This is a genomic window from Actinoplanes subtropicus, from assembly GCF_000721705.1.
GTDB lineage: Bacteria > Actinomycetota > Actinomycetes > Mycobacteriales > Micromonosporaceae > Actinoplanes > Actinoplanes subtropicus.
The window spans coordinates 332830-350509 of record NZ_JOJL01000021.1; the positions used below are offsets into that span (position 1 = coordinate 332830).

The window sequence follows — 17680 nt, forward strand, 5'->3', positions numbered from 1 at the left end:
TGGATGCATGCAGACCCGCACCGACCTCCGCAATGTCGCCATCATCGCTCACGTCGACCATGGCAAAACCACCCTGGTCGACGCCATGCTCCGGCAAGGCGGACAGTCCCATGCACGCGGCGAGATGACCGACCGCGTCATGGACTCCATGGACCTGGAGCGGGAAAAGGGCATCACCATTCTCGCCAAGAACACGGCCATCAGCTACCAGCCGGTCGACGGCGGTCCGGTCACCATCAACATCATCGACACCCCCGGGCACGCCGACTTCGGCGGCGAGGTCGAGCGCGGCCTCACCATGGTCGACGGCGTGGTGCTGCTGGTCGACGCGTCCGAGGGCCCGCTGCCACAGACCCGGTTCGTGCTGCGCAAGGCGTTGCAGGCCCGCCTCCCGATCATCCTGGTGATCAACAAGGTGGACCGGCCCGACGCCCGGATCAAGGAGGTGGTGGACGACACGTACGCCCTCTTCTTCGATCTTGATGCGGACGAGGCACAGATCGAATTCCCGATCGTCTACGCCTGCGCCCGCGACGGCATCGCCTCGCTCACCCAGCCCGCCGACGGCACGGTCCCGCAGGACAGCGACAACCTCGAGACCCTGTTCACCACGATCCTCGAGACCATCCCGGCGCCGACCTACCACGAGGAGGCGCCGCTGCAGGCGCACGTGGTCAACCTCGACTCGTCGCCGTTCCTCGGCCGGCTCGCCCTGTGCCGCGTGCACGAGGGCACCATCCGCAAGGGCCAGACCGTCGCCTGGTGCAAGACCGACGGCACGATCGCCAACGTGCGCATCTCCGAGCTGCTGATGACCGAGGGCCTCGAGCGCAAGCCCGCCGAGAGCGCCGGCCCCGGCGACATCATGGCGATCGCCGGCATCCCCGACATCATGATCGGCGAGACCCTGGCCGACGCGGAGAACCCGCAGCCTCTGCCCCTGATCACCGTCGACGAGCCGGCGATCTCGATGGTCCTGGGCACCAACACGTCGCCGATGGTCGGCAGGGTCAAGGGCGGCAAGGTCACCGCCCGCATGGTCAAGGACCGCCTCGACCGCGAGCTGGTCGGCAACGTCTCGCTGCGGGTGCTCCCCACCGACCGCCCCGACGCGTGGGAGGTGCAGGGCCGCGGCGAGCTCGCCCTGGCCATCCTGGTCGAGCAGATGCGCCGCGAGTCCTACGAGCTCACCGTCGGCAAGCCGCAGGTGGTCACCAAGACCATCGACGGCAAGGTGTACGAGCCGGTCGAGCGCCTGACCATCGACGCCCCCGACGAGTTCATGGGCGCGATCACCACGCTGCTCTCCACCCGCAAGGGCCGGATGGAGCAGCTGACCAACCACGGCACCGGCTGGCTGCGGATGGAGTGGCTGGTCCCCGCGCGCGGCCTGATCGGCTTCCGCACCGAGTTCCTCACCGAGACCCGCGGCACCGGCATCATGCACCACCTGTTCGAAGACTACGAGCCCTGGTTCGGCGAGCTGCGCACCCGCAGCAACGGCTCGCTGGTGGCCGACCGGGCCGGCGTGGTCACCGCGTTCGCGATGACCAACCTGCAGGAACGCGGCCAACTCTTCGTCGAGCCCACGACGGAGGTCTACGAGGGCATGATCGTCGGCGAGAACTCCCGCCAGGACGACATGGACGTCAACATCACCAAGGAGAAGAAGCTCACCAACATGCGCTCGTCGACGGCCGATGAGACTGAAAAGCTGATCCCCCCGCGCAAGCTCTCCCTCGAACAGGCCCTCGAGTTCTGCCGCGAGGACGAGTGCGTCGAGGTCACCCCCTCCGCGGTCCGCATCCGCAAGGTCATCCTCGACCAGCAGACCCGCGGTCGCCAGGCAGCCCGCCGCAAACACCAAGCCTAAAACCATCCGGCCGTACGCCCGGCGGCTCCCCAACCGCATCGAGGCCGCCCCCGCGTCACCTCGCAAGCTCTCCCGGTGGTCGCGCCTTTGCCGCGACCACCGGGCTGAGCTGCCGGGTCAGGCTCCTCGCCGCGGCCGTCCACACTCTCGCTCGCTCGCCCGCCGCTCGCCCGCACCCCGCTCGCCCGCACCCCGCTCGCTCGCCTGCCGCACCCCGCTCGCTCGCCTGCCGCACCCCGCTCGCTCGCCTGCCGCACCCCGCTCGCTCGCCTGCCGCGCCTGCGCGCCCGCCGCGCCCGCGCGCCTGCCGCGCCTGCCGCGCCCGCTTGCCCGCCGCGCCCGCTCGGCCGCCGCGCCCGCGCGCCTGCCGCGCCCGCTTGCCCGCCGCGCCCGCGCGCCTGCCGCGCCTGCCGCGCCCGCTTGGCCGCCGCGTCCCTCGCCGCGCGGGTCCTCTGCCGGGTCAGGCTTTCGCTTCGGTCAGTTCTCTTTTCCGGTCGCGGCTCGATTTCGCCAGGCTGGCGAGCGTCGCGGCGCCCAGCGTGCCGAGAATGACCAGCAGGCTCAGCCAGATGGGGATCTCCGGCGCCCAGTCCACCCCGTCACCGCCGTTGACGAACGGCAGGCTGTTGGTGTGCAGCGCCTCGGCGAAGAGCTTGGCCCCGATGAAGGCCAGCACCGCGGCGAGCCCGTAGTTGAGGTAGACCAGCCGCTCGAGCAGCCCGCCCAGCAGGAAGTAGAGCTGGCGCAGCCCCATCAGCGCGAAGACGTTCGCGGTGAAGACCAGGTACGGCTCCTTGGTGATGCCGAAGATCGCCGGAATCGAGTCGAGCGCGAACAGCAGATCCGTGGTCCCGAGCGCGATCATCACGATCAGCATCGGCGTGAACAGGCGCTTCCCACTCGACGTCGGGATGGTCAGCCGCCCGTTCCCGAACGAGGAGGACACCGGGAGGGCCCGCTTCGCCCACCGGATCAGGACGTTCTCCTGGAAGTCGTCCTCGTCGGTCTGCCCCTCCCTCAACAGCGAGACCGCCGTGTACACCAGGAACGCGCCGAAGATGTAGAAGACCCAGGAGAACTGCGCGATCAACGCCGCGCCGGCCGCGATGAACAGGCCACGCATCACCAGCGCCAGCACGATGCCGACGAGCAGCACCTCCTGCTGGAACCGCCGGGGCACCGCGAACCGCGCCATGATGATGACGAAGACGAAAAGATTGTCGACACTCAACGAGTACTCGGTGAGCCAACCGGTATAGAACTCCCCCGCGTACCTGCCGCCCGCCACGAGCCAGACGCCGGCCCCGAAGAGCACCGCCAGCCCGACGTAGAACGCGACCCAGGCGCCCGACTCCTTCATCGAGGGCTCGTGCGGCCGCCGGCCGATGATCAGCAGATCGACGGCCAGCACGGCGACGAGGGCAACTAGGGTGGCGATCCACGCCCAGGACGACACAGTCAACGAAAACCTCCGGCAGACACGAGTCATCGCCATGTCCGCCCGAGGTCGAGCGAGCACAGCGACGTGCGGCTGTCGGAGGTCTCTTCCGCCGCCTGAGCGACCACCGGCCCCGGGTAGCCCACGTGGGCATTCCGTGCTGACGAGACCGGCGCGAGGGAATACTCCCCTCCTACGGCAGCCATTGTGTCTCATCCCAGACCCAATGGCACGGCACCCCGGAAAGCAAGCCCGGCCGCAGCCGGAACCACCCATCCAGTTAGGTTCCGCTAACCAGCTTACCGCGCCCCCACCCGCCATCCGTCATCCGCAGCGGACGACCAGATCACCCCCACTGTGTCCCACGTCGCCCGACCCCATCACTCCACCGGCGTGCCCCCACCCGCAGCGACCCAGGCTTCCTAGGAGGCTAGCTCACTTCGCCACCCCACGACCTGACGAGGCAACGACCCAGGCCGGCCGAACCCGCGCAAGCAGGTCAGGCCCCACCGACAAAGTCCCACCCACCCGAGCTCAGACCCGGCCGCCGATTCGCACGGCAGGTTCGGAACCCCGCACACCAAGACACGCGGCCGGGCTCACGACCGCGCACGCCGAGTCACGGCGCCCAGCTCGGGCACGCGCCCACCTCCGCAACGCAGGCGAGGCTCGGGAACGCGCGCGCGGCTCGGGTCGGGGCTGCGCAGGCCGAGTTACGCTGCCCAGTTCGGGAACGCACGCTGAGCGGCCCGGGTCCGGGCCGCGCGGGCCGAGTCACGCGGGCGGGCCGGAGCCGCGCACTCGAGCCACGCGGCCCGGCTCGGAGGCCCACACGCCGAGTCACACCGCCCGCGTCGGAGCCCTGCGCCGGTTCACGCGGCCGGGGTCCGGGGCGGCCGGGCGATCCTGGGCGGCTGCTGGCCTGGCGCCGGTGGTTACTTGACGCCGGCCATGTCCATGCCTCGTAGTTCTTTTTTCAGCTCCTGCATCTCGTCGCGGATGCGGGCGGCCAGCTCGAACTGCAGCTCGCGCGCGGCCGCCAGCATCTGGTCGTTCAGGTCCTGGATCAGCTGGGCCAGCTCGGCTCGGGCCATGCCCTCGCGGGCCGTGCCGCTCGACGCCCGCGCCTTCGACCTGGTCTCGGGGACGGGGGCCTTGCCGCGGGAGATCTGGCGGCCGCCGCCGCCGACCATCGGGCCGCTGACCGCGGCGTCGGTGTCCTCGGCCTCGCGGTAGATGTCGTCGAGGATGTCGTGGATCTTCTTGCGGAGCGCCTGCGGGGTGATGCCGTTGGCCTCGTTGTGGGCGATCTGCTTGGCCCGCCGCCGGTCAGTCTCGTCGATCGCGTCGCGCATCGACGGGGTGACCTTGTCGGCGTACATGTGGACCTCGCCGGAGACGTTACGCGCGGCCCGGCCGATGGTCTGGATCAGCGACCGCCCGCTGCGCAGGAAGCCCTCCTTGTCCGCGTCGAGGATCGCCACCAGCGACACCTCGGGCAGGTCGAGACCCTCGCGCAGCAGGTTGATGCCGACCAGCACGTCGTAGTCGCCCTTGCGCAGCTCCTTCAGCAACTCCACCCGGCGCAACGTGTCCACCTCGGAGTGCAGATACCGCACCCGGATGCCGTTTTCCAGCAGGTAATCCGTCAGGTCCTCGGCCATCTTCTTGGTCAGCGTGGTGACCAGGACCCGCTCGTTGCGCTCGGTGCGCAGCCGGATCTCGTGCATCAGGTCGTCGATCTGGCCCTTGGTCGGTTTCACCACGACCTGCGGGTCGACCAGGCCGGTCGGCCGGATCACCTGCTCGACGAACTCGCCCTGCGCCTGCTGCATCTCCCACGGGCCGGGGGTCGCCGACAGGAACACCATCTGGCCGACCCGCTCGAGGAACTCGTCCCACCGGAGCGGGCGGTTGTCGGCGGCGCTGGGCAGCCGGAAGCCGTGCTCGATGAGGATCCGCTTGCGGGAGGCGTCACCCTCGTACATGCCGCCGATCTGCGGGATGGTCTGGTGCGACTCGTCGATGACCGTCAGGAAGTCATCGGGGAAGTAGTCGAGCAACGTGTACGACGGCTCGCCGTAGGTGCGGCCGTCCATGTGCATCGAGTAGTTCTCAATGCCGTTGCAGAAGCCGACCTGGCGCATCATCTCGATGTCGTACGTCGTGCGCATCCGCAGCCGCTGGGCCTCGAGCAGCTTGCCCTGCCGCTCCAGCTCGGCCAGCCGCTCGGCCAGCTCGGCCTCGATGCCGCGGATCGCCCGCTCCATCCGCTCCGGGCCGGCCACGTAGTGCGTCGCCGGGAAGATGATCAGATCGTTGACCTCGCGGATCACCTCGCCCGTGAGCGGGTGCAGGTAGTACAGCTTCTCCACCTCGTCGCCGAACAGCTCGACCCGGACGGCCAGCTCCTCGTACGCCGGGATGATCTCGAGCGTGTCGCCGCGGACCCGGAAGGTCCCCCGCTGGAAGGACATGTCGTTGCGCGCATACTGAATGTCGACCAGGCGGCGCAGCAGCTTGTCGCGGTCGACCTCCTCGCCGACCTTCAGGCGGACGGACCGGTCGATGTACTCCTGCGGGGTGCCCAGGCCGTAGATGGCGCTCACCGTGGCGACCACGATGACGTCGCGCCGGGTCAGCAGGGACATGGTGGCGGAGTGGCGCAGGCGCTCGACCTCCTCGTTGACCGAGGAGTCCTTCTCGATGTACGTGTCGGTCTGCGCGATATACGCCTCGGGCTGGTAGTAGTCGTAGTAACTGACGAAATACTCCACCGCGTTGTTGGGCAGCAGCTCGCGGAACTCCTTGGCCAGCTGGGCGCAGAGCGTCTTGTTGGGCGCGAGCACCAGCGCGGGCCGCTGCAGCCGCTCGATCAGCCACGCGGTCGTCGCGCTCTTGCCGGTGCCGGTGGCGCCGAGCAGCACCGTGTGCAGGTCGCCGCGCCGGACCCGTCGCTCCAGCTCGTCGATGGCCGCCGGCTGGTCACCGGCGGGCTGAAACTCACTGACGACCTCGAAGCGGCCGTCGAGAACTGGGATGTCGAGCGCCATGGGGACCACGGTACGTCGGGGGTATGACAAGTTCTCCCCGTCGAGGTCCGCTCTCGGCGAACCGGCGTGCTGAGGGTGCACATTCGCCGCGTTGTCCGGCCTTGCGCGCCTCGCCTAGCCTGTTCGGGTAGGCCGCTCGCGGCGGCCGCCCGGCACGATGACGGATCACCACACGGTCCGTCCGGCCGGACCGTGGTTGATGCGCCCCGGCTCTTCCGGGCGAGCGCACCCGCGGGGGTCGCGCTGAGCGCTGACCGGCCGCCGCGAGCGCCCTTCTCTTGTCCGGCCGGGGAGGGGCTATGTGCCGGGCTCCCAGCCGGTTTCCTCGGCCCAGTCGTCGGCCGCCCGCGCCTCGGTGTCGAACCACGGCTCCTTGGCCTCGCCGTACGCCGAACGGTCTTGATGTTGAAGGGCCCACTGAGCCTTCGCCGCGGCATAGGCCTCGCGGGCCGCCGGGATCGCGCGCAGGTGGTCCCGCATGAGCAGGGCGAACCGCCAGCCCGGCGAACCCGTCACCCGCACGTGCAGATTGACCGGGCGCCCCGGGTCGGCGTTGCCGTGCAGCCTTTTCGGCCAGGTCTCGCCGGGTACGCCGCGCGTGTTGTCCGCCCACTCCCCCGGCCGCCGCGGGAAACCGGCCTCGGCCAGCCGGTCGGCCAGCGCGTCGGCCTCGTCGAGGGTGCGCACGGCGAGCATCAGGTCGATGATGTCCTTGGCCGGCAGCCCGGCGACCGCGGTCGAGCCGATGTGCTCGACCGCCGCCTCGGCGCCGGTCGCGTGCCGGATCCGGGCGATCAGCCGGGCCGCCTGCTCGGGCCAGGTCGGGTCGGGCTCGGCGATGACCAACTCGGGGCCGAGCGGCGCGCTGGTGCGCAGCCGCAGGTGCCTCTCGAACGGCACGAGCCGCTCCCGGTAGAGCCGGTCCACCCGGTCGTGCAGCTGCTCCAGGGTGCCGTTGTTCTCCAGCAGCACGTCGCACGCGGCCCGGCGCCGGGCGTCGTCGGCCTGCGCGCTGATCCGCGCGGTCGCCTCCTCGGTGGCCATCCCGCGGGTCTCCCGGAGACGCCGCAGTCTTGACTCGAGCCGGGTCTCCACCACCAGGGCCAGATGGTACGTGCCGGGGAGCCCCGCCTCGACCAGGAGCGGAACGTCGTTGACCACGATGGCGTCGGGCGCGGCCGCCGCGGTCATCTCGACGGTCCGCGCGCGCACCCGGGGATGGATGATCCGCTCGAGCCGGCGGCGGGCCGGCTCGTCGCCGAAGACCTTGGCACCCAGCGCCGGCCGATCGAGCTCGCCGTCGCCGGTGAGCACCCCGGACCCGAACGCCTCGACGACCTCGGCCAGCCCCGGCGTGCCGGCCGCCACCACCTCGCGGGCCAGCTTGTCGGCGTCGATGATCACCGCGCCGCGCTCGGCCAGCCGGCTCGCGACCGCGCTCTTGCCCGCCCCGATCCCGCCGGTCAATCCCACCCTCAGCACGGCTCAATTATCGTCGCCGGCGGACCCACGTGCCCGCCCGGCCCGGCTCGCCGGTCCGGAGCTGGCGAAGGACCGCCGGCCCACGAACGGTCCCGGGCACGGCGAAGGGCCGCCCCGAACCGGGACGGCCCTTCGTACTGCCGTGTGTTACCTCAGCTCTTGCCGCCGGCGAGCTTCTCGCGCAGGGCGGCGAGGGCCTCGTCGGTGGCCAGGGTGCCGGCCGGCTCCTCGGCGGCCCGCGCCGGAGCCGGCGAGCTCGACGAGGTGGCCGACGCGGCGGCGGGACCACCGGCGGCGGCCGGAGCCGGGTTGAGCGCGGCCTCGGCGTCGGCGTCGCGGGACGCCTGCACCTGCTTGGTGTGCGCCTCCCAGCGCTCGCGGGCGTCGGCGTACTGCTTCTCCCACGTCTCGCGCTGCTTCTCGAAGCCCTCGAGCCACTCGCCCGTCTCCGGGTCGAAGCCCTCCGGGTAGATGTAGTTGCCCTCGGCGTCGTAGGTCGCGGCCATGCCGTACAGGGTCGGGTCGAAGTGCTCCTCGCCCTCGACGAAGCCCTCGTTGGCCTGCTTGAGCGACAGCGAGATGCGCCGGCGCTCCAGGTCGATGTCGATGACCTTGACCAGGACGTCGGAGCCCACCTGGACGACCTGCTCGGGCAGCTCGACGTGCCGCTCGGCCAGCTCGGAGATGTGCACCAGGCCCTCGATACCGTCGTCGACGCGGACGAACGCGCCGAACGGAACCAGCTTGGTGACCTTGCCCGGCACGATCTGGTTGATCGCGTGGGTCCGGGCGAACTGGCGCCACGGGTCTTCCTGGGTCGCCTTCAGCGACAGCGAGACGCGCTCGCGGTCCAGGTCGACGTCGAGCACCTCGACCTCGACCTCCTGGCCGACCTCGACGACCTCGGAGGGGTGGTCGATGTGCTTCCAGGAGAGCTCGGAGACGTGCACCAGGCCGTCGACGCCGCCGAGGTCGACGAACGCGCCGAAGTTGACGATCGAGGAGACGACGCCCTTGCGGACCTGGCCCTTCTGCAGCTTGTTGAGGAACTCGGTGCGAACCTCGGACTGCGTCTGCTCCAGCCAGGCGCGGCGGGACAGGACCACGTTGTTGCGGTTCTTGTCCAGCTCGATGATCTTCGCCTCGAGCTCACGGCCCACGTACGGCTGCAGGTCACGCACGCGACGCATCTCGACCAGGGAGGCCGGCAGGAAGCCGCGGAGACCGATGTCGAGGATGAGACCACCCTTGACGACCTCGATGACGGAGCCACGCACGACGCCGTCGTCTTCCTTGATCTTCTCGATCGTGCCCCAGGCCCGCTCGTACTGAGCGCGTTTCTTGGACAGGATCAGGCGGCCTTCCTTGTCCTCCTTGGTGAGAACAAGAGCCTCGATGTGGTCACCGACCGACACCACTTCCGCGGGGTCCACGTCATGCTTGATCGACAACTCGCGCGAGGGGATGACACCCTCGGTCTTGTAGCCGATGTCGAGCAGGACCTCGTCCCGATCGACCTTGACGACGGTGCCTTCGACAATGTCGCCGTCGTTGAAGTACTTGATGGTCTCGTCGATTGCGGCGAGGAAAGCCTCCTCGGAACCGAGGTCGTCGACGGTGACCTTGTTGGCGCTCGAGGTGGCCTCGATGCTGCTCGTCATGTGGACAGTTGCTCCGAACGGATGGATTGTGGTGTCTCTAGCGCTCCACGGAACTGCCACCGGGCACGCCACGAACGATTGAAATGATCATGACGAGACCGGTGACCACGGAGCCTGCTCCCTGCCGAGGCACACGATCCGCGAGCGCATCGACTAGCTTACCGTGCGCATTACCACAGGTTGCAAGCCCTCCTGACGACGGCGGCACAATGTTCGGCGGAAACCCCGCATCGTGCCCGTAATGTACCGAATCAGGACCATGGCGTGCCCTCACGTACCGTTGGTCACGTGATCGATATTCCGGGTCCCGGGACGGCTGTCCCGGCCAGCGAGACGACGGTGCTGCGCCGGCCGGTTACCGACGACGAGAGCCGGCGCGCGAGCCGCGCCTGGTGGGATCTCGACGCCGACGACTACCAGGGCGAACACGGCGCCTTCCTGGGCGACAACGACTTCGTCTGGTGCCCGGAGGGGCTGCGCGAGGCGGACGCCCGGCTGCTCGGCGACGTGCGCGGCCGGCGGGTGCTCGAACTGGGCGCCGGCGCCGCCGCCGGGGCGCGCTGGCTGGACGGGCAGGGCGCGAACGTGGTGGCCATGGATCTCTCCGCGGGCATGTTGCGGCAGGCGCGGGCCGGCGAGGAGAGGTCCGGCGTACGCGTGCCGCTGGCACAAGCCGACGCGCTGGCCCTGCCGTTCGCGGACAGCGTATTCGACATCGTCTGCACCGCCTTCGGGGCGATCCCGTTCGTGGCCGACTCGGGCGCCGCGATGCTCGAGGTGGCCCGGGTGCTCAGGCCCGGCGGCACCTGGGTGTTCTCGATCACCCACCCGATGCGCTGGATTTTCTGGGACGAACCGGATGAGAGCGGCCTGATCGCCCGGAACTCGTACTTCGACCGGCGGCCGTACGTCGAGGTCGACGAGCGGGGCCGGCCGACCTACGTCGAGCAGCACCGCACGCTCGGCGACCGGGTGCGCGAGCTGGTCGCGGCCGGTTTCGTGCTGCGCGACCTGATCGAGCCGGAGTGGCCGGCCGGGCACGACCAGGTCTGGGGCCAGTGGAGCCCGCTGCGCGGCCGCCTCTTCCCCGGCACCGCCATCTTCGTCGCCGACCTGCCGGCCTGACGACGCGGCCGGGGTCACCGCGACCTGACTGGTCGATTCGGCTGCCGGTCCACCCGGCGGCTCGTCCACCCAGCGGCTCGTCCATCCAGCGGCCGGTCCACCCAGCGGCCGGTCCACCCAGCGGCCGAAACGATCCACCCCGCGTCGCCCGAGCCTGCCTCCGCGTCGCGCAAGCCTCTCCCGCGTCGCGCAAGCCTCTCCCGCGTCGCGCAAGCGTGCCCCGCCTCGTATTTTCCCGGTTCTGGATGTTTGGGGGTAGACCCTGGGCTCCGCCCAGACCCGGCCATCGCTGCAGAGATCAGCCTGGCGATGTTGGTTGCGGTGGGGACGGTGGGTGATCTCCTTGCGACGACAACCGTAGGGGATCTGCTGGTGGGAGGCGGCGCAAGCAAACCCCGCTTGCGCCGCCTCCCACCAGCAGATGGCGCTTTGGCTGCCGTCGCAAGGAGATCACCCACCTACGGGTTGGGGTGCGGCGGCTGCGCCGCCTTGGCCGGTGAGTGTGGTTGCGGCCGGCGGCCGGCGGCGGCTCGGCTGGCGGGTTGGTTGCGGCCGGCGGCCGGCGGCGGCTCGGCTGGCGGGTGTGGCGGCGGCCGGCGTCCAGCGGCGGCTCGGCTGGCGGGTTGGTTGCGGCCGGCGGCCGGCGGCGGCTCGGCTGGCGGGTTGGTTGCGGCCGGCTGCGGAACGCCGGGCTCAGGAGCACAAACTCTCCACGATCGGCTCCGGGCCGCAGACCTTGATGCGTTCGTGTTCGGTGCGCGCACCAGCGCTTCACCCCTGCCTACCCGACCGGCCGCGCCGCCCGATTTGAGGGGAATATCAGGACAGTCGGCAGGGCAGAATCCCAGCATGTGACCGCGACGATCAATATGCGGGAGCCTCGGCCAGCATGCGAAACGCAGCCCACCAACCGGCACGGCCGACCCACCATGCGAGACGGATGCCGCGCTCGGGTGAGAGCGCCGCCCGATCCTCCGCCGCTGGCCTCGGGCAAACTCAGCGACGCCGGCAAAACGCAGCGACGCCGGCAAGCTCAGCACAGCTCAGCTTATGAAGTTCTGGCCTGCGTCCAGCAGGGCGGCCAGCACGGTGAGGCCGGCGGGAATGAGCCGGTAATACACCCACGTGCCGCGCCGGTCCGAGTCGACCAGGCCCGCCTCGCGCAGTACCCGCAGGTGGTGCGAGATGGTCGGGCCGGTCAGGTGGAAGGCACCGGTCAGGTCGCAGACGCAGACCTCGCCGCCGCCCGCGGAGGCGATCATCGAGAGCAGCCGGAGGCGCACCGGGTCGCCGAGCGCCTTGAACATCGGAGCAAACCTGCTCGCCTGCGCCGGGTCCATCGGGCCCTGCGCTATCGGAGCGCCGTCGGCCGTCACGGCCGCGGTCTCCCCCGTCGATTTTCTCAGCATCGGCCCAGCCTTTCCGTGGGCCACACGCCCCGTCCCCCACGCCGGTCGATTGTGTTCCGCAACCGGCACTTTTCGCCGCCCACGACACCTCCGCTCTCCGAACCAGCCGCGCAGACCTTACATCTACAACCTGCGTGCGAAAACCGCACCCGCCTCCCGGCCAGAATGCGTCAGTGGTCGGCGCCGTTCCAGTCCCGGCCGGAGCCGACCGAGACCTCCAGCGGGACCGACAGCGGGTGGGCGCCGCCCATCTCGCGGCGGACCAGTTCCTCGAGGGCCTCGCGCTCGCCCGGCGCCACGTCGAAGACCAGTTCGTCGTGCACCTGCAGCAGCATCCGGGAGCGCAGGCCGGCCTTCCGGATGGCCGCGTCGACCCGGAGCATGGCCACCTTGATGATGTCGGCCGCCGAGCCCTGGATCGGCGCGTTGAGCGCCATCCGCTCGGCCATCTCGCGGCGCTGCCGGTTGTCGCTGGACAGGTCGGGCAGGTAGCGGCGCCGGCCGAGGATGGTGGCCGTGTAGCCGTCCTGCACCGCCCGTTTCACGACCGCCTGCAAATACTCGCGGACGCCGCCGAACCGCTCGAAATACTCCTCCATCAGCGCGCGCGCCTCGTCCACCCCGATCGTCAGCTGGTTGGACAGACCGTAGGCGGACAATCCGTACGCCAGCCCGTAGTTCATGGCTTTGATCTTGCGGCGCTGGTCGGGGACGACCTCCTCCACCGGGACGTGGAAGACCGACGAGGCGGTGGCGGCGTGGAAGTCGAACGCCGAGTTGAACGCCGCGATCAGCGCCTCGTCGCCGGACAGGTGCGCCATGATGCGCATCTCGATCTGGCTGTAGTCGGCCGTCATCAGCTGCTCGAAGCCGTCGCCGACGACGAACGCGCGGCGGATCCGCCGGCCCTCCTCGGTACGGATCGGGATGTTCTGCAGGTTGGGGTCGGTCGACGAGAGCCGGCCGGTGGCGGCCACGGTCTGGTTGAACGTGGTGTGGATGCGCCCGTCGTCCGAGACCGACTTGAGCAGCCCGTCGACCGTGGACTTGAGCTTGGCGACGTCCCGGTGCCGCAGCAGGTGGGCCAGCAGCGGGTCCTCGGTCTGCGCGTACAGGCTCTGCAGCGCGTCGGCATCGGTCGTGTACCCGGACTTGATCTTCTTGGTCTTGGGCAGGTTGCGCTCGGTGAACAGGATCTCCTGCAGCTGCTTGGGCGAGCCGAGGTTGAATTCCCGGCCGACCACCTCGTGCGCCGCCTGCTGCGCCGCCTTGACCTCGGCCGCGAAATGCGCCTCGAGCTCGGAGAGATAGTGCGTGTCGGCGGCGATGCCGAGGTGCTCCATCTCGGCGAGCACCCGGGACAGCGGCTGCTCGACCTCGGTGAGCAGGGCCTGGGACGCCCCGCCGTCGCGGGACAGCTCCTCGGTGAGCACGTCGGCGAGGTCGAGGGTGGCCCGGGCCCGCAGCATCAGGCCTTCCTCGGCCTGGGCGTCGTGGCTCTCCTCCAGACCGGACAGCAGGTCGAGCTGGCCGCTCGCCGGCTCCTCGACCCGCAGCTCACGCTTGAGGTAGCGCAGGGCGAGATCGGTCAGGTCGTACGCCCGCTGGTCGGGTTTCGCCAGGTAGGCCGCGAGCGCCGTGTCGACGCGGACGCCCTCGAGGCGCCAGCCGTGCGCGCGCATCGCCAGCGACGCGGGCTTGGCGTCGTGCACCACCTTGGGCCGGTCGGGGTCGGCCAGCCAGGTCGCGACCGCGGTCTCGTCGGACTGGTCGAGCGCGGCCGGGTCGAACCACCCGGCCGGGCCGTCGCCGGTGGCGACCGCTACACCGGTGAGGGTGCCGGTGCCGCGGCCGAACGAGCCGGTGACGGCGACGCCGACCGGCGCCCCGGCCGCGTGCCTGGTCAGCCAGGCGGCGACCTCGCCGGCCCGCAGGGTCTGCCCGGACAGGTCGAAGCCGGCCTCCGCCTCGGGCTCGACCGCGTCCAGGTACGAATACAGCCGCTCCCGCAGGACCCGGAACTCGAGCGCGTCGAAGACCTGGTGGACGGCCTCGCGGTCCCACCCGTGCCACTTCGCGTCGGCCGGCGTCAGCGGCAGCTCGAGCTCGCGCTTGAGCGCGTTCACCTCGTAGTTGCGCAGCACCCCGGCCAGGTTGGCGCGCAGGCTGTCGCCGGCCTTGCCCTTGATCTTGTCGACGTGGGCGACGATGCCGTCGAGGCCGCCGAACTCGTTGATCCACTTGGCGGCGGTCTTGTCGCCGACGCCGGGCACCCCGGGCAGGTTGTCGCTGGCCTCGCCGACCAGGGCCGCCTTCTCCCGGTAGCGGGACGGGGGCACGAAGTATTTCGCCTCGATCGCCTCGGGGGTCATCCGCCACACCTCGGAGACGCCGCGCACCGGGTAGAGGATCGTGGTGTGCTCGTCGGCCAGCTGGAACGCGTCACGGTCGCCGGTCGAGATGATCACTTCCATGCCGGCCTCGCGGCCCTGCCGGGAGAGGGTGGCGATCACGTCGTCGGCCTCGAAGCCCTCCTTCTCCACCACGGGGATGCGCAGGGCGTCGAGGACCTCCTTGATCAGGCTGACCTGACCCAGGAACGGCTTCGGCGTCTCGGAGCGGCCGGCCTTGTACTCCGGGTAGATCGCCGTGCGGAAGGAGATGCGGGAGACGTCGAACGCGACCACGATGTGCGTCGGCTTCTCGTCGCGCAGCATGTTGATCAGCATCGAGGTGAAGCCGAACACCGCGTTCGTCGCCTGGCCGGTGGCGGTGCTGAAGTTGTCCACCGGCAGGGCGTAATAGGCCCGATACGCCAGCGAGTGGCCGTCGAGCAGCAGCAAACGGGGGGTCAGGGCGTCGTCGCTCACGTCCAGAAACTCTAGCCCTGGGGTACGACAGAAACTCCGACCGCCCCGGTCGCCTTTACAACACTTTGCTGAGGAATGCCTTGGTACGGTCCTGCTTCGGATTCGCGATGATCTCGGCGGGCGGGCCCTGCTCGACCACGACGCCGCCGTCCATGAACACCACGGTGTCGCCCACCTCGCGGGCAAAGCCGATCTCGTGGGTCACCACCACCATGGTCATCCCGTCCCGGGCCAGGTCCTTCATCACGTCCAGGACCTCGCCGACCAGTTCCGGGTCGAGCGCGCTGGTCGGCTCGTCGAAGAGCATCAGCTTGGGCCGCATCGCCAGCGCCCGGGCGATCGCCACCCGCTGCTGCTGGCCGCCGGAGAGCTGGCCGGGGTAATTGTCCTTCTTGGCCCCGAGCCCGACCCGATCGAGGAGGCCGACCGCCCGGTCCCGTACGGCCGCCTTGTCCTCTTTTTTCACCCGGCAGGGCGCCTCCATGACGTTCTGCAGAACGGTCATGTGCGGGAAGAGGTTGAACCGCTGGAACACCATGCCGATCTGCTGGCGCTGGCGGGAGACCTCGCTGTCCTTCATCTCGTGCAGCTTGCCGCCGCGCTCGTGGTAGCCGACCAGGTCGCCGTCCACGAAGATCTTCCCGGCGTTGATCTTCTCGAGGTGGTTGACGCAGCGCAGGAACGTCGACTTGCCGGAGCCGGACGGGCCCAGCACGCAGCACACCTCGCCCGACCTCACGACCAGGTCGATGCCCTTGAGCACCTCGAGCGAGCCGAACGACTTGTGCACGTTGTCGGCCTTGATCATCTCGGTCATGTGGGGCCTCCTCCCTCGACGACGATCCGGCCGCTCTGCTCGGCCTCGATGTCGCGCAGCTTCTGCCGGGCGCGGCCGGTAGCGCCGTAGCCCTTGCCGAAGTGCCGCTCCAGGAAATACTGACCGATCATCAGCACCGTGCACAGGATCAGGTACCAGAGCACCGCGGCGACCAGCACCGGGAACACCACGAAGGTCCGGGCCGCCACCGCGTTGAGCTGGAAGTACAGCTCGAACGTGACCGGCACGTAGGCCACCAGCGAGGTGTCCTTGACCATCGCGATGACCTCGTTGCCGGTCGGCGGCACGATCACCCGCATCGCCTGCGGCAGCACGACCCGGCGCAGCACCAGCGCCCGGGACAGGCCCAGCGCGGTCGCCGCCTCGGCCTGGCCGGGGTCGACCGACTGGATGCCGGCCCGGACGATCTCGGCCATGTACGCGCCCTCGGACAGGCCCAGCGCCAGCATGCCGGCCACGAACCCGGCCAGCAGGTCGCTCGCCTTCACGCTGTAGAACTGCGCGTTCAGGTCGTTGATGCCGAACAGCTTGCCGATCTGATGGTCGAACGGCAGGCCGAACCCGATCCGGTTCCACAGGATGTTCAGGTTGCCGAACAGGACCGCGAGCACGAGCCGCGGCACCGCCCGGAAGAACCAGGTGTAGACGAACGCGACCGCCTTGAGGACCGGGTTGTCGGACAGCCGCATGATCGCGATGAAGACACCCAGGACGATGCCGATCAGCATCGACGTGATGGTCAGCAGGATGGTGCCGCGCAGGCCGTCGAGGACCGGCCCGGTGAACATCACGCCGCGCTTGCCCGGCGCGTACGAGACGAAGATGAACTTCCAGTCGAACTGGTGGTTCGTCACCAGCACGTGCGCGAACATCGCCGCCAGCACCGCGAGCACGGCGATGAGAACCCATCGCCCGGGGTGCCGCACGGGCACGGCCTTGATCGGTTCAGGCCGTGCCCGCTCGGGGGTTTTCAGGTCGGTCATCGACGACTCAGACGGTCGGGTTCACCGTGGGGTCGGTGATGGCGCCCGCGTCGACGCCCCACTTCGCCAGGATCGTCTTGTAGGTGCCGTCGGCGATCAGCGCCTTCAGCGCGCCCTGGACCGCGACGGCCATCGTGTCGGCCTGGTCCTTGGGCAGCACGTAGCCGTACGGCGCCGAGTCGTAGATGCTGCCGAGCAGGGCCAGCTGGCCGTTGGTCTGCTTCACCGCGTACGCGCAGACCGGCGAGTCGGCGAGCATCGCGTCGTCCTTGCCGGTCACCACGGCGTTGGTGGCGTCCGACTGGGCCTGGTACTGGTCGACGGTGATCTTCGCCTTGCCGCCGTCGGTGCACTTCTTCGACCGGGCCGCGATGTCGTCGGCCTGGACCGTCGAGGTCTGCACCGCGATCTTCTTGCCGCAGGCGTTGTCCGGGTCGATCGTGGCGCCGGTCTTCGCCGCCCACTGGGTGCCGGCGTTGAAGTAGCTGACCATGGTGACCTGCTTCAGCCGATCCTTGTTGATCGTGAAGGAGGAGACGCCGGCGGCGTACTTCTTGCTGGTCACGCCCGGGATGATGCTGTCGAACTTCGCCGACTCCCACTGGGTGGTCAGGCCCAGCTTCTGCGCGACCGCGTTGAACAGGTCGACGTCGAAGCCGATGACGGTCTTGCCGTCGGTGTCCAGGAACTCGCTGGGCGCGTACGTCGAGTCGGTGCCGATGACCAGCTTGCCGGCCGCCTTGACGTCGGCCGGGACCTTGTCGGCCAGGCTCGTGTCGGCGGAGGCGCTGGACACGGGGGTCGAGCCGGTGCCGCTGTTGTCGCCGGACTCCGAACCGCAGGCGGCGGCGGAGGTCGTCAGCGCCACCGCGACGGCCAGCCCGAGGATCGCCCGTCGGCCTGGGGAGGTGCGGAACATAAGAACTCCTCTGTTGCGGGATGAATCTG

Annotated in this window: 11 protein-coding genes; 2 read left to right on the forward strand and 9 right to left on the reverse strand. The window is 69.8% G+C overall.

What is annotated here, in order from left to right; translation table 11 throughout:
- The first annotated feature begins 7 nt into the window (after positions 1–7).
- Positions 8–1873: a translational GTPase TypA gene (gene typA, locus IH26_RS0128850; protein ID WP_030439388.1), complete on the forward strand. Its 1866-nt coding sequence runs from the start codon at positions 8–10 to the stop codon at positions 1871–1873.
- Between the two features lie 460 nt (positions 1874–2333).
- On the opposite strand, the gene IH26_RS0128855 is transcribed toward typA, so the two are convergent.
- From IH26_RS0128855 to rpsA, 4 genes are all read right to left on the reverse strand, one after another.
- Positions 2334–3335 carry a TerC family protein gene (locus IH26_RS0128855; RefSeq protein ID WP_030439389.1) on the reverse strand — a complete coding sequence of 334 codons (1002 nt, stop codon included), beginning with the start codon at positions 3333–3335 and terminating at the stop codon, positions 2334–2336.
- Between the two features lie 911 nt (positions 3336–4246).
- Positions 4247–6364, reverse strand: a complete 2118-nt coding sequence (gene uvrB, locus IH26_RS0128860; RefSeq protein WP_030439390.1) for an excinuclease ABC subunit UvrB — start codon at positions 6362–6364, stop codon at positions 4247–4249.
- 297 nt (positions 6365–6661) lie between these two features.
- Positions 6662–7846 carry a dephospho-CoA kinase gene (gene coaE / locus IH26_RS0128865; protein WP_030439391.1) on the reverse strand — a complete coding sequence of 395 codons (1185 nt, stop codon included), beginning with the start codon at positions 7844–7846 and terminating at the stop codon, positions 6662–6664.
- Positions 7847–7998: 152 nt separating this feature from the next.
- Entirely contained in the window at positions 7999–9507 is a 1509-nt protein-coding gene (rpsA, locus tag IH26_RS0128870; RefSeq protein ID WP_030439392.1) for a 30S ribosomal protein S1, read from the reverse strand.
- 288 nt (positions 9508–9795) lie between these two features.
- Here rpsA and IH26_RS0128875 point away from each other — a divergent pair, with 288 nt between their 5' ends.
- Positions 9796–10632 (forward strand): class I SAM-dependent methyltransferase, encoded by an 837-nt coding sequence (locus IH26_RS0128875; protein ID WP_084599138.1) that lies wholly within the window; start codon positions 9796–9798, stop codon positions 10630–10632.
- A 1043-nt stretch (positions 10633–11675) separates the two neighbouring features.
- On the opposite strand, the gene IH26_RS54115 is transcribed toward IH26_RS0128875, so the two are convergent.
- The 5 genes from IH26_RS54115 to IH26_RS0128900 all read right to left on the reverse strand — a co-directional run bounded on the left by IH26_RS54115 (position 11676) and on the right by IH26_RS0128900 (position 17651).
- Positions 11676–11972, reverse strand: coding sequence for an ArsR/SmtB family transcription factor (locus IH26_RS54115; RefSeq protein WP_245665600.1), 297 nt, complete (start codon positions 11970–11972; stop codon positions 11676–11678).
- 239 nt (positions 11973–12211) lie between these two features.
- The gene (polA, locus tag IH26_RS0128885; RefSeq protein WP_030439395.1) at positions 12212–14911 is read right to left on the reverse strand and encodes a DNA polymerase I; all 2700 of its coding nucleotides are present in this window, start codon (positions 14909–14911) and stop codon (positions 12212–12214) included.
- A 55-nt stretch (positions 14912–14966) separates the two neighbouring features.
- Positions 14967–15728, reverse strand: a complete 762-nt coding sequence (locus IH26_RS0128890; protein ID WP_030439396.1) for an amino acid ABC transporter ATP-binding protein — start codon at positions 15726–15728, stop codon at positions 14967–14969.
- Positions 15725–16732 (reverse strand): amino acid ABC transporter permease, encoded by a 1008-nt coding sequence (locus tag IH26_RS0128895; protein ID WP_030439397.1) that lies wholly within the window; start codon positions 16730–16732, stop codon positions 15725–15727. The genes IH26_RS0128890 and IH26_RS0128895 overlap by 4 nt, the downstream gene beginning before the upstream one ends.
- 7 nt (positions 16733–16739) lie before the next feature.
- A complete protein-coding gene (locus IH26_RS0128900) occupies positions 16740–17651 on the reverse strand; it encodes an ABC transporter substrate-binding protein (RefSeq protein WP_030439398.1) in 912 nt (303 codons plus the stop codon).
- Positions 17652–17680: the final 29 nt, after the last annotated feature.

Coding starts and splice junctions, on each gene's coding strand:
- rpsA (WP_030439392.1), bottom strand. CDS start 9,507: ATGACGAGCAGCATCGAGGCCACCTCGAGCGCCAACAAGGTCACCGTC.
- IH26_RS54115 (WP_245665600.1), bottom strand. CDS start 11,972: ATGGACCCGGCGCAGGCGAGCAGGTTTGCTCCGATGTTCAAGGCGCTC.
- IH26_RS0128895 (WP_030439397.1), bottom strand. CDS start 16,732: ATGACCGACCTGAAAACCCCCGAGCGGGCACGGCCTGAACCGATCAAG.
- uvrB (WP_030439390.1), bottom strand. CDS start 6,364: ATGGCGCTCGACATCCCAGTTCTCGACGGCCGCTTCGAGGTCGTCAGT.
- IH26_RS0128890 (WP_030439396.1), bottom strand. CDS start 15,728: ATGACCGAGATGATCAAGGCCGACAACGTGCACAAGTCGTTCGGCTCG.
- IH26_RS0128900 (WP_030439398.1), bottom strand. CDS start 17,651: ATGTTCCGCACCTCCCCAGGCCGACGGGCGATCCTCGGGCTGGCCGTC.
- typA (WP_030439388.1), top strand. CDS start 8: ATGCAGACCCGCACCGACCTCCGCAATGTCGCCATCATCGCTCACGTC.